Genomic DNA, 13,184 nt, shown 5'->3' with positions numbered 1-13,184 from the left:
CATGAAAAAGCGGAATACTCCTATTGCAGCGGTACTCGCTGTTGCGCTCACCTCCGCTACCCTTTACGGGTGTAGTGATGAACAGCAAGCTGCTGCTCAAGGTGGAGAACAACAAGCGGTTCCCGTTGAAGCACTAACCATTAAGACTCAGTCGGTCGAGATTCAAAATGAATTACCAGGCCGTACAGCTGCGTATCGTGTTGCTGAGGTGCGTCCTCAGGTCAGCGGTGTGCTTCTTGAACGTAAGTTTGTGGAAGGCACAAAAGTTGAAGAGGGCCAGCAGTTGTATCAAATTGACCCGGCTGTTTACGAAGCTGAAGTCGCCAGCGCAGAAGCTGATTTTGAAAGCGCACAAGCTGCACTGAAAGTTGCTGAATTGCGCCAAAAGCGTTTGAAAGAGCTTCTTGCTGATAACGCGGTGAGTCAAGATGAATTTGATTCGGCTGAAGCCACTTATTTGCAAAACAAAGCGGCGTTGGCACTGGCTGAAGCGCAACTTAAGCGTGCGCAAATTAACCTCGAGTACACCAAGGTTAAAGCCCCGATTACCGGTATCGTTGGTCGTTCCAATGTCACCGAAGGTGCATTGGTCACTGCTTCACAAAGCACACCATTAGTGACCATTAATCAGCTTGATCCGATTTATGTCGATATTAATCAATCGAGCCGTGAGTTCCTTGAACTTAAGGCAGAAATCGAATCCGGTCGTATCGAAGCTAACCAAAACGGTAATGCACCGGTTTCGTTAAATTTAAACGGTTTAGACTATGAAACTGAAGGTGAACTCTTATTCTCTGAGGTGAGTGTCGATCAGGACACTGGCGCGATTTTGCTTCGTGCTGAATTCCCAAATCCAGACAATAACCTTTACCCCGGCATGTTTGTCCGCGCTAAGGTCAGCGAGGGTACATTAAATAACGCCATCCTAATTCCACAAGAAGCTGTGACACGCGATGTACGCGGACGTCCTTATGTCATGTTGATTAACGACGACAACAAAGTCGAGCAACGTATGGTGACAACGGCACGCGCTATCGATAACGAGTGGTTAATTAGCGAGGGGCTCAAGGCGGGCGACCGTATTGTGACCGCCGGTTTGCAGAAAATTAGACCAGGTGCACAAGTGACCGTGTCACAAGGTCAACAGCCAGATTCCAAATAAGGGAACGTCATAATGGCAAAGTTTTTTATTAATCGACCCATATTTGCGTGGGTGATTGCAATTTTGGTGATGCTCGCGGGGACGATCTCTTTGATCCAGCTCCCTATCGCGCAGTATCCAACGATTGCACCGCCTGCGGTTGAGATTCAGGTTAACTACCCGGGTGCCAACGCCGAAACGGTTGCCAATACCGTCACCAAGGTGATTGAGCAGAACATGACCGGTGTTGATAACCTATTATACTTCTCCTCACAAAGTAACGCTGGCAGTGCGACCGTTAGCTTAACCTTTGCTTCGGGCACTGACCCGGATATCGCACAGGTACAGGTCCAGAATAAACTCTCCCAGGCCACGCCACAGTTGCCTCAGGAAGTGCAACAGCAAGGGATTACTGTCAGTAAATCAAGCAGCTCGTTCTTGATGGTGCTCGCCATGGTGGCGGAGGATGACCGTTATGAACAAACAGACTTAAGCGATTATTTAGCGTCTAACGTGCAGGATGCCGTTTCACGTACTGAAGGCGTAGGTAGTGTGCAGATTTTTGGTGCACCCTATGCGATGCGTATTTGGGTTAAGCCCGATGCGTTAGTGAACTACAACATGACAATTGCTGAACTGCAATCTGCCATCCGTGCTCAAAACGCACAGGTCGCCGCTGGCCAGCTCGGCGGAGCACCGGCGGTTGAAGGACAACGTTTAAACGCGACGATCATCGCGCAGACACGTATGTCCGAGCCTGATCAGTTTGAAAACATTTTGCTTAAAGTGTTACCTGATGGCTCGCAAGTGCGTTTGAAAGATGTTGCTCGTGTTGAGTTAGGTGCGGAAAACTACGCGATTCAAGCAAACTATAATGGCAACCCGGCTACTGGTTTGGCGATTCAGCTACAAACAGGTGCCAACGCACTTGCAACCGCCGAAGCAGTGAAGCAGACCGTTGAAGAATTAGAGCCTTACTTCCCTGATGGGATGAAGATGGTTACGGCTTACGATACCACGCCGTTCATCAAAATCTCGATCAGTGAGGTTGCTCAGGTGCTTATCGAAGCCATTATTTTGGTATTCGTGTTGATGTTCGTGTTCCTGCAAAACCTTCGGGCGACGCTCATCCCTACCCTCGCCATTCCCGTGGTTATCTTGGGTACGATGGGGGTCATGGCGATCGCAGGCTTCTCCATTAACACCCTCACCATGTTTGGTATGGTGCTGTCCATCGGTCTCTTGGTTGACGATGCTATCGTTGTTGTAGAGAACGTTGAGCGATTGATGTCCGAGGAAGGTTTGTCGCCGAAACAAGCGACGATTAAATCCATGGGGCAAATCACCGGAGCGCTCGTTGCTATTGGTGTGGTTATGGCAGCCGTATTCGCACCTATGGCGTTCTTCCCAGGTGCGACCGGTGCCGTTTATCGTCAGTTCTCATTGACCATTATTACCTCAATGGGGCTATCGGTATTAGTTGCTATTATCTTCTCACCTGCGTTATGTGCGACCTTACTTAAACCTGTCAAACATAAAGAAAATGGTGGTTGGGGACCGCTCGGTTGGTTTAACCGTACGTTGCAAAAAGCTACTCTGAAATACCGCGATAGCGTGCACTCGATTCTGCGTCGGACCATCCGCTTTGGCGTGTTGTATCTTGGTTTGGTTGCTGTGTTGGCGTTCTTATTCACGCGTCTACCATCGGCATTCTTACCCGACGAAGACCGTGGTGTATTCCTAACCCAAATGCAACTGCCCGTGGGTTCAACCATGGAGCAATCCGTAGCGGTCATGGACCGTATCGAAAACTACTACCTCAACGAAGAAGATGCGGTGCAATCGGTCTTCTCGGTGGTTGGTTTTAGTTTCTCGGGTCGAAGCCAAAACAACGGTATTGCGTTCGTACGATTAAAAGACTGGAGTGAACGAACCGAAGATCAAGACGTTACCGATGTGATTGGGCGTGCGTTTGGCTTCTTCGCGAGCGTAAAAGAGGCGATGATCTTTGCCTTTAACTTACCGCCTATTCCTGAACTCGGTACGGCAACGGGCTTTAACTTGTACTTACAGGATCGGGGTAATTTGGGCCATCAAGCCTTACTTGATGCGCGTAACCAATTGCTCGGCATGGCCGCTGAAAATCCGATTTTGGAGCAAGTGCGTCCAAACGGCTTGGAAGATGCACCGCAGCTCAAAATTGATGTTGACTACGAAAAAGCCACTGCGTTGGGCTTAACGATTGAGAATATCAATAATACGCTCAGTGCTGCTTGGGGTTCGTCGTACATCAATGACTTTATCGACCGCGGTCGTGTGAAGCGCGTTTACCTGCAAGGTGAAGCAAACGCACGTATGCTGCCGGAAGATGTCAGTGAGTGGTACGTGCGTAACAACCAAGGCGACATGGTACCGTTCAGCTCGTTCGCAAGCTGGGAATGGACCTATGGTCCGCAGCGTATCGAAAGCTACAATGGCGTATCGGCAATGGAGATCCAAGGTCAAGCAGCCGCGGGTTACTCATCCGGTGAAGCGATGATGGCGATGGAGCAGTTGATCAGTAAACTGCCTAACGGTATTGGTTATGAGTGGACAGGTACCTCATTGCAGGAGCGACAGTCAGGTGACTTTGCCCCTATCCTGTACACCATCTCCATCTTTGTCGTATTCCTGTGCTTGGCGGCACTCTATGAGAGTTGGTCGATTCCATTCTCAGTGATGCTGGTTGTGCCTTTGGGTATCTTAGGCGCCGTTATTGCAACCATGTTGCGCGGTATCCAAAACGACGTTTACTTCCAAGTCGGTCTGTTAACGACGGTGGGTGTTTCGGCGCGGAACGCAATCTTGATTGTAGAATTCGCCAAAGACCTACAGGAGCAAGGTAAGGACTTGTTAGAAGCGACGCTCGAAGCGGTCCGTTTGCGTCTACGTCCAATCCTAATGACATCACTGGCATTTATCTTTGGTGTGATGCCATTGGCACTCAGCTCTGGCGCCGGCGCAGCAAGTCGTAACGCCATTGGTACCAGTGTCATCGGGGGTATGCTTGGTGGTACAGTACTGGCTATCTTCTTCGTTCCACTATTCTTCTATGCGGTGCGTAAGGTGTTCCCACCCAAGCAACAAGAAGAGTAACAACGTTAAGACACAAAAAAGCCCAGCTATTTTTAGCTGGGCTTTTTTTACTTAATTGCTTTATGACTTATCTTTTGAATCGGATAAATCTTTGTATTCGCCATCAATAACGGAACCTTGACTATCGCGTTCGGTATGATGACTTTCTGCCTCTTGCTGGGCTTGGCGTTGCTGCTCAAACTGTTGTTTGGCTTGTTTACGCATCTGCCACATCTGCTTTATCGCATGACGTTGTTTCCACATCACAGGGATAAGCAAGACAAACCCGACGGCAAGAATAATCAAACCAAATGCAATCGAGAAACCGACAATAGCAAGTAGCATAATGACGCCAAGAATACGGCCCAAAATGCTACCACCTGAATTCGCTTGGCGGACATAGATTCGGTTTTTGTACTGATTCATAGGTACTCCTCAATCCTCTTTCTACTAGGACAACACCGTTAACAATCCGTTCCGCCTGCAAACAGATTACTTACGCTGCTCTTCGGTTTCTTTACGCGTTGCTTCGAACTCATTACCCTCAGCCCACTGTGGCCAGTCTCGTGAGTTCGCAAGCGAACGACCTAACTGATAGAACGCTGACAAATCTTGTTGCGTGCCGCGCAAATCCCAATCGGGATCAAACTCATCCGCTGGCTTATGGTAAGCCTCAGCGACATATTTTGCACGTTGCTCTTCAGTCCACTCTTTACCTTTGGTGATATGGTCGTTCCCGCCTTTTGCGTACAACATAGGCACGCCTTTTTTCGCCAAGTTAAAGTGATCTGAACGATAGAAAAAGCCCGCTTCAGGTGTTGGGTTCGGCGTTAAGTAACGATCTTGCTCATCAATGAATGGTTTTACGTACTCATCCATTTCTGAGTTACCATAACCCACCACGACCAAGTCTTTCATCGGTCCATAAACGTTCATAACATCCATATTGATGCCACCGACTGCTTTTGCAAGGGGGAACAACGGATGATCTGCATACCAAGCTGAACCTAACAGCCCACTTTCCTCTGCACCAACAGCGGCAAACACAATAGAACGCTCAGGTGCAGGTTGTTGCGCAAACTTCTCAGCAATCGCAAGTAAGCCCGCTGTACCTGACGCATTATCCTGCGCACCGTTGTAAATCGGATCATCTTCACGTACCGGATCGGTACCCAAATGATCGTGGTGAGCCATATAGATAACATGCTCCTCTGGATATTTGGTTCCCTCGATGTAACCAACCACGTTATTGGTATCAAGGAATTCAAACTTGTTTTTCACAGATACGGACGCTTGTGCGTTCAATGGCATTGCTTCGAATTCTTTGTCTAATGCCTTTTTACGGGCATCTTCAAGTGTCATGCCTTGTTTTGCAAAAAGTGCTTCAGCGCTTTCGGTGGTAATCCAACCCTCAATTTTTGCGCGATCCATGTTGTTGTTTTCACGCTTTAAATCAAACCGCACTGGTGAACCACCTGCAACGACACCCCAACCGTAGCCGGCTGGACCCGTTTCGTGAATAATCAGTGCACCCGCTGCGCCCTGACGCGCCGCCTCTTCATACTTGTATGTCCAGCGTCCGTAATACGTCATCGCATTACCATTGAAGAGTTCAGGGTCTTGTGTCGCGTAGCCTGGGTCGTTGACAAACATGACCACCGTTTTGCCCTCAACATCAAGGCCTTCATAGTCGTTCCAGTCGTACTCAGGTGCGACAATACCGTAACCGACAAACACCATTTCACTGTCACTTAAATCGACTTCTTCAGTGACTTGCATTGTCCACGCCATCATTTCGGTGCGGTAATTCATGGTTTCCGGCGCATTTTCTCCGCTAAATGACATGTCGCTTACTTTATACGGCATAATTTTTACTAGCGGGAATGGCTGACGATAACTGTCCTTTTCTTTATCAAACGGCTTTAATCCCCACTCGCGGAAATGGTTCTCGATAAATGAGACGACCTTTTCTTCGCCCGCAGATGCCGGCTCGCGTCCTTCAAACTCATCCGAAGCTATAGTTTTGAGGTAATCGCGAAAATTAGGATTAAACGCTGATCCTGTTAAATCAGCCGGCTGTTTTTCGGCGCTGGTTTGTTCCGTCGTTGTCTTTTGCTCAGACTGCTGCGGACCACACGCGGTTAACACGGCCAATGCGACCGCGCTGATGATGAGTGGTTTCATCGCTTCTCCCCTTTTTAGTTATTATGACACTGCTCGTTTTCATTGAGCGGCGGATTCACCTGCACGTGATCGCCCATTCGAATATCGTGTTTTGCTAAAAACCCGGCATTCAGTTCAAGTACATCATGATAAGGTTCGCCAGGCGCGTAACTGCGACATTGACGAGGGTCATCACTGCCACACGGCATCATCGTGAAGGTTTTGACAATGCTCCCGTCTTCGGCCAAGTACGCAATATCCAGCGGTATTAATGTTTGGTACATCCAAAAGCCCGAACCCCCTGGACGCTCGCTTGGGTAACGAAATAGCATACCCGAGTATTCTCCCAACTCGGTCCGCTCCATCAAGCCTCGCGCTTGCTGCGCAACTGTGTCCGCAAACTCAACTTGTATCGGTTGCGAAACGCCCTCGAGACATACATAGCCTTGTTCGAATTCCTGTGGTTGCGGCACTGACCACTGCTGCGCGAGTGCGCCCGAACTTAACGCACTGACTAACCCTAAAAAGATTAACTTACTCATGGTTCATTGTCCTTAAATGGAATCTCTTGATTGTGTCCTATCCCGCTATAAATCGCAATGCTGCCGCTAACTCGAACACGACAGCGAGGTCACTTGCTGATTATCGTTGGGCGGCTGTTGCCAGTGCTTGAACGATTCATCACTGACCGCCTTACCGGTTAACGCTGCGAGATAGCTGCGCGCTGGCTCCCAGTCGCCCTGCTCCGCGTGCCCTATAACCTCCGCTAAATGGTGATTACGCAATGAGATACGTGGATTTGTCTGCTGCATCGATGCCTGTTGCGGTTGTTGTTGATTGTATGTCAGGTAGCGGTCAAACCACGCTTTAAATAACGGTTCATCGGGCATCGCACGCGCGCCGCTATTAATGTCTTGCAGCATAATAAAGCTATCTTGGAAGTCCCACTCGAAGCGTTGCATTAACCCCATCCACTCGCCAATTAATGCAAACGCGGTTTGTTCATCACCTTGAATAAGTCCTAATCGCGCACTCATGCGCTTGAGGTAACGCTGCTGTAAATAGTCCTCATATTCTGTGACAACAGGCGCTAACACATCCGCCGGGAGTATCAAAGAAAGCGCCTGACTCAAGCGCTGTAGATTCCACAACCCGACACTTGGCTGTCTTAAAAAGCCATAACGACCGCGGTGGTCGGTATGGTTAAAAATCTGCTGAGGATTAAAGCGGTCAAATACAGTATAAGGGCCAAAATCAAAGGTCTCGCCACAAATACTCATATTGTCAGTGTTCATCACACCATGAATAAAGCCGAACGCCTGCCAGTCCGCTATCATTTCGGCAGTCGCTTTAACGACCGCGCGAAATTGTTCAATAGGTTCGGCATCAGCGAGGTGAGGCCAACAACGCTGCATCACATGTTGCCACAACTGCTGTTGTTCGTTGACTAAGCGTTTACTGTAGCAATATTCGAAATGTCCAAAGCGTACGTGTGTTTTGGCGACTCGGGTTAGCATAGCTCCGGGCTCCAACCGTTCACGCTGCACACCGTGCTGTGAGCTCACCAATGCCAAGGCGCGCGTTGTCGGGATCCCCCAGTGCTGAAAAGCTTCACTGGCAATATATTCACGCAGACTCGAGCGCAACACGGCTCGACCGTCGCCACCACGACTAAACGCAGTGGCTCCAGCGCCTTTTAGGTGTAAATCCCATGACTGACCTTGCTGATCAGTTAACTCGCCCAATAAAACACCGCGTCCATCACCTAGGTCAGGATTGAAAACCCCAAATTGATGACCCACGTATTTTTGTGCATGACCGTGTACAGGAGGGTTACCGAGACACCACTCGCGTAGCTGCCCAACATCCTCCTCTGCAACTCCTAACTGGTGTGCAAGTGGCTGATTAAACAGTGATAGTCTTGCGCCAGCCAAGGGTTCAACGGTATGCGCGCGTACTAAACTTGGAAAGTCGGTGGCATACGCTTGCGTTAGCACTAGGCTCATAAAACTCCTTATAAGTGGCGTGGCACTTGCGCTTTAAAGTTTAAATGCGCTATCGTTTTACACATTCGTTTATCATGTATCATACCATTGCTGGGTTAATTCAATGCAACTATCAACGCTTAAACGCGTTACCGCCATTGGTGGCGGGCATGGCTTAGGTCGCGTACTTTCGTCACTGCGCTTTCTCAAGCACCGCTTAGTGGGTGTGGTGACCACCACCGACAACGGTGGTGCCACTGGCTTATTGCGCCAGTCTCATGACTGTATTGCGTGGGGTGACATTCGCAATTGTCTATCGCAGTTGGTCGAGCAACCTTTAGCTGCTCAAGTACTCAATTACCGCTTTAGTGGCGACGACCCGCTTGCTGGACACAATTTTGGCAATTTACTACTACACACCTTGGATCAAATCAGTGCGCGACCATCAGACGGTATTCACCTTCTCAGCCGGCTGTTAAACGTGGATACGCGGTTATTGCCGATGTCCGAGTGTCCGACCGACCTGATTGCAGTGACGCAAGACGACATTGAATGCCATGGTGAAATCTTAATTGATAACTTGCCGCAGTTACCGCGTTCGCTCAAGCTTACAAATGATGCCATTGCTACGCCTGAAGTGCTGCAGCACATTAAGAAAAGCGAGCTGGTTATTTTAGGTCCCGGTAGTTTTCTCACTTCGGTTTTGCCGCCCTTACTCGTACCTAAAATTGGTGAGGCATTAGCGGCTACGCGAGGACGGGTCGTGTTTATTGATAACCTTGTGCATGAGAAAGGCCCCGCAGGCGCGATGAGCGTGGGCGATAAACTCGCGTTTATTGAACAACATGTCGGCGCGCCGGTTATCGACGCGGTCCTGACTAATTTTGCTGATCCCAGTGTAAACATTCCACAAATAGGTGAGTTAAAGTCCGATCATGACGTTCATTACCGCCATGACACCGATGTCCTTTTAGCTCAGCTCAATCAGCTATTAAAACAGCTAAGAACGGCGGCTTAGCCGCCATCTGCTGAGATACGAGAGGCAACAGCGCCCTGCTGGTCTTTATACTTAGCATCGGCGCGTTTATTGTAAGGGCGTGCGCACGGACCGCTTAACTGTTCAAAGCTAATCGCCCCAATTTTCATTCCTGGACGCAACGCCAATGGCAATTTCCCGCCATTATAAAACTCCAGTACAATTTGCCCTTTCCAACCGGGATCGATTCGGTGTGCGGTTACGTGTACCATTAAGCCCAAACGTGCCAGCGACGATCGACCATCGAGCCAACCCACCATGTCATCAGGTAAGTGAATCGATTCATGAGTCACCGCTAAGGCAAATTCACCTGGGTGAATAAAAAATGCTTGGTCAGGTTTGAGGTTGATTTCATCACTCATCACCTCGTGAATGGCTGCCTCAATATCGGCGCGTGAACCACTGATATCAATGTATGCAGCGGCATGATCCTGTAATACACGAAACTCACTGCCCAAATGAATGTCGAGCGTTACACCCGATATATTCTGTTGGCTCGGTGTCGGCTCAATGCCAATTCGTCCATCTGCTAGAGCTTGTTCAATTTCATGATCCGTTAAGCGCATATCATCCCCTTTTTTATTTATCTTACACCGATTGCTGCTTGAGGTGATAGAGTTCGGCCACCACGCGTTGCGCGGTTTGCTTTTGTAATGCTGATAACTCGAGTGTTGTCTGCTTTTGCAACGCGTCAAGCTGCGCACCAAATTCAGGTGTCAATGGCCACTGCCCTAATGTCTTGACTGCATGACGTCGCGCCAATTGCTCGCCACCCCCTTGACCAAATAGGTAGGTGGGCGTGCCACAATGACCACACTCAAAGTAACTCATATTTTCTAATACACCAATTAAGGGTATCTCAAGACGCTCAAACATGCTGGCACCTTTTTCCGCATCTTTGAGTGCGACATTTTGTGGTGTTGTTACCACCACTGCACCGGTTACCGGCAGTTGTTGTGCCATGGTCAGTTGAATATCACCGGTTCCTGGCGGCATGTCGACAATTAAATAATCTAACAGCCCCCAGTCGGTATCGTTAAACAATTGCTGCAGAGCACGACTCGCCATCGGACCGCGCCAAATCGTGGCATCGTTATCGTCCACTAAATAGCCGATTGAGTTGGCACTTAATTGCTCGTACTTAATAGGCTGCAACTTATCATTTTTTACTTCGAGCTTGTGTTCAGGCTTACCCAACATGGTCGGAATCGACGGTCCATAGATATCGGCGTCTAGCAACCCGACACGTGCGCCCATGCGGCTCAAGGCGAGTGCCAGTGATACACTCACAGATGACTTGCCGACGCCCCCCTTGCCCGACGACACGACGATCACATTACCGGTTTTCATCGGTAAGTCAGGTTTACTGTTGGCTAAGCGTTTAATCTGGCAATCGATTGTCCACTGCCATGCGGATAAATCTGGATCGTTATCCATAGCGGCAATCAACGAAGGTTTATCAATCGCAAACGGAAAGGTCAGTTTGGCTTCCTTGGTATCGCTATCCAGACTTAGCCAATCAGGATGAATACCATGCTCGCACGCGGGATGAGCTAAATCAGACAGTAACGCTACCAGTTGTTCATTTTTTGCTGAAAACGACTTCATCAGCCACCTCTTGGCTCTGTGTATCATGCGCATCCTATGATAATATTTAGCATTATCTAATCATAACACCGATGGAAGCTAATTCTCGCATGAGCCACACTGATCGTAAAATTTTGGTGACAAACGCGTTACCGTACGCGAACGGTCCAATTCATATTGGTCATCTTTTGGGCTATATCCAAGCCGATATTTGGGTTCGTTATCAGAAACTGCGTGGTAACGAATGCCACTACATGTGCGCAGACGATGCCCATGGTACGCCCATTATGCTGAAAGCTCAGCAACTGGGTATTACCCCAGAGCAAATGATAGGCGATATGCAACGCTCACATGAAGCCGATTTTGCCGGTTTCAATATTGGCTTTGATGAGTATTACAGCACCCACAGTGAAGAGAACAAAACGCTGGCAGAAACCATCTATCAGCGCCTCGATGAGGCAGGTCATATCAAAACTGAAGTCATCGAGCAGTTATATGATCCTGAAAAAAACATGTTCTTACCGGATCGCTTTGTTAAAGGCGACTGCCCTGAGTGCGGCGCTGAAGATCAATATGGCGACAATTGTGATGTGTGCGGTGCGACCTATGCACCAACGGATCTGAAAAACCCACGCTCGGTGGTATCGGGAGCGACCCCTGAGCTACGTCAATCAGAGCACTACTTTTTTGACCTACCCGCTTTTGGCGACATGCTTAAGAGTTGGACCCGCTCAGGTTCACTGCAGGGTGAAATGGCGAACAAGCTTAATGAATGGTTTGAACAAGGCTTGCAACGTTGGGATATCTCGCGTGATGCGCCTTATTTCGGGTTTAAAATCCCCGGCACCGAAGACAAATATTTTTATGTTTGGCTCGATGCGCCGATTGGCTACATGAGTAGCTTTAAACACTATTGTGATACCACCGGTAACGCCAACTGGGATGAGTATTGGCAAGCCGATAGTAATGCGGAAGTCTATCACTTCATTGGCAAAGACATTATCTACTTCCACAGCTTGTTCTGGCCAGCGATGCTAAAAGGCGCGCAATTCCGCCAGCCTACTAATATCTGGGCGCATGGTTTTATTACCGTTAACGGCACTAAAATGTCCAAGTCAAAGGGTACGTTCATTAAAGCACGCACCTATCTTGATCACCTAAACCCAGAATATTTGCGCTATTATTTTGCCGCTAAGCTGACGAGCCGCATCGACGATTTAGACTTAAACCTGACTGACTTTGCGCAACGCGTAAATTCCGATTTAGTCGGTAAAGTGATTAATATTGCGAGCCGTTGTGCAGGCTTCATTACCAAGAAATTTGACGGCAAACTTTCGGCTTCGATTGCCGACTCAGCACTGTTAGAAGATTTCCAAAACGCGGGGACTGAGATTGCGGCGCTGTACGAACAGCGTGAATTCTCAAAAGCGATGCGTGAAATCATGACACTTGCGGACCGCGCTAACCAGTATATTGCTGATAAAGAACCGTGGCAGTTGATCAAAAACCCTGATGCAGCGAACGAAGTGCATGATATTTGCTCGTTAGGTATCAACTTATTCCGTACGCTGATGGTGTATTTGACCCCAGTCGTGCCAGAGTTGTCTCAGTCGGTGCAAACCTTCTTGAATGACCAGTTTACCTGGGACAGCCACAAGCATGCATTAACCGACCACCCGATTGATAAATTTAAAGCGCTCATGCAACGCGTAGAAATGAAGGATATTGAGCAGATGTTAGAAGACTCAAAAGAACAACAGGCGACTGCCGAAGCAACACCTGCGGTAAAAGCAGAGGTGAACGATGAGCTCACTAAAGAGCCGATTGCTGAAACCATCAACTTTGACGAGTTTGCCAAAGTCGATTTACGTGTTGCGCTGATTGTGAATGCTGAACATGTCGAGGGTGCAGATAAGTTACTTAAACTCACACTGGATTTAGGTGGCGAGCAACGCCAAGTGTTTGCAGGTATTAAATCAGCTTACGCGCCAGAGAAACTGATTGGTCAGCATACGGTGATGGTCGCTAACTTAGCCCCTCGGAAAATGCGTTTTGGTATGTCAGAAGGCATGGTGCTCGCAGCGGGTCCAGGTAAAGATGAGATTTATATCCTCAACCCGCATGAAGGTGCAAAGCCAGGTATGCGCGTCATGTAACC

At 48.7% G+C, this 13,184-nt stretch carries 10 protein-coding genes; 4 read left to right on the top strand and 6 right to left on the bottom strand.

The genetic code is table 11. The annotated features are described in order from the left end of the window. Position 1 precedes the first annotated feature (1 nt). Together DFP83_RS02260 and DFP83_RS02255 are read left to right on the top strand one after the other, a co-directional pair. Positions 2-1,162 (top strand): efflux RND transporter periplasmic adaptor subunit, encoded by a 1,161-nt coding sequence (locus tag DFP83_RS02260; protein ID WP_110572737.1) that lies wholly within the window; start codon positions 2-4, stop codon positions 1,160-1,162. Between the two features lie 12 nt (positions 1,163-1,174). Then, the gene (locus tag DFP83_RS02255) at positions 1,175-4,276 is read left to right on the top strand and encodes an efflux RND transporter permease subunit (protein WP_110572735.1); all 3,102 of its coding nucleotides are present in this window, start codon (positions 1,175-1,177) and stop codon (positions 4,274-4,276) included. A 60-nt stretch (positions 4,277-4,336) separates the two neighbouring features. On the opposite strand, the gene DFP83_RS02250 is transcribed toward DFP83_RS02255, so the two are convergent. The 4 genes from DFP83_RS02250 to DFP83_RS02235 form a co-directional block, all read right to left on the bottom strand. Continuing rightward, positions 4,337-4,681: a DUF2371 domain-containing protein gene (locus tag DFP83_RS02250; RefSeq protein ID WP_110572733.1), complete on the bottom strand. Its 345-nt coding sequence runs from the start codon at positions 4,679-4,681 to the stop codon at positions 4,337-4,339. A 66-nt stretch (positions 4,682-4,747) separates the two neighbouring features. Continuing rightward, on the bottom strand, positions 4,748-6,439 hold the full coding sequence (locus tag DFP83_RS02245; RefSeq protein WP_110572731.1) for a M28 family metallopeptidase: 1,692 nt from the start codon (positions 6,437-6,439) through the stop codon (positions 4,748-4,750). Positions 6,440-6,453: 14 nt separating this feature from the next. Next, positions 6,454-6,960: a DUF192 domain-containing protein gene (locus DFP83_RS02240; RefSeq protein WP_110572729.1), complete on the bottom strand. Its 507-nt coding sequence runs from the start codon at positions 6,958-6,960 to the stop codon at positions 6,454-6,456. Positions 6,961-7,026: 66 nt separating this feature from the next. Then, complete coding sequence (locus DFP83_RS02235; RefSeq protein ID WP_110572727.1) at positions 7,027-8,424, bottom strand: protein adenylyltransferase SelO; 1,398 nt, start codon at positions 8,422-8,424, stop codon at positions 7,027-7,029. 103 nt (positions 8,425-8,527) lie between these two features. On the opposite strand from DFP83_RS02235, the gene DFP83_RS02230 reads away from it, so the two are divergent. Beyond that, on the top strand, positions 8,528-9,421 hold the full coding sequence (locus DFP83_RS02230) for a gluconeogenesis factor YvcK family protein (protein WP_110572726.1): 894 nt from the start codon (positions 8,528-8,530) through the stop codon (positions 9,419-9,421). Here DFP83_RS02230 and dcd read toward each other — a convergent pair. Together dcd and DFP83_RS02220 are read right to left on the bottom strand one after the other, a co-directional pair. Then, a complete protein-coding gene (gene dcd / locus DFP83_RS02225) occupies positions 9,418-10,005 on the bottom strand; it encodes a dCTP deaminase (protein ID WP_110572724.1) in 588 nt (195 codons plus the stop codon). The two genes, DFP83_RS02230 and dcd, sit on opposite strands and share 4 nt — an antisense overlap. A 22-nt stretch (positions 10,006-10,027) precedes the next feature. Beyond that, a complete protein-coding gene (locus tag DFP83_RS02220) occupies positions 10,028-11,047 on the bottom strand; it encodes an Mrp/NBP35 family ATP-binding protein (RefSeq protein WP_110572722.1) in 1,020 nt (339 codons plus the stop codon). 89 nt (positions 11,048-11,136) lie between these two features. Between DFP83_RS02220 and metG the strand changes: the two genes are divergently transcribed. Then, a complete protein-coding gene (gene metG / locus DFP83_RS02215) occupies positions 11,137-13,182 on the top strand; it encodes a methionine--tRNA ligase (protein ID WP_110572720.1) in 2,046 nt (681 codons plus the stop codon). The last annotated feature ends 2 nt before the right edge of the window (positions 13,183-13,184 follow it).

The sequence above is a fragment of the Idiomarina fontislapidosi genome (assembly GCF_003226255.1).
Classification (GTDB): domain Bacteria; phylum Pseudomonadota; class Gammaproteobacteria; order Enterobacterales; family Alteromonadaceae; genus Idiomarina; species Idiomarina fontislapidosi.
This window is presented reverse-complemented; position numbering and strand designations above follow the sequence as displayed.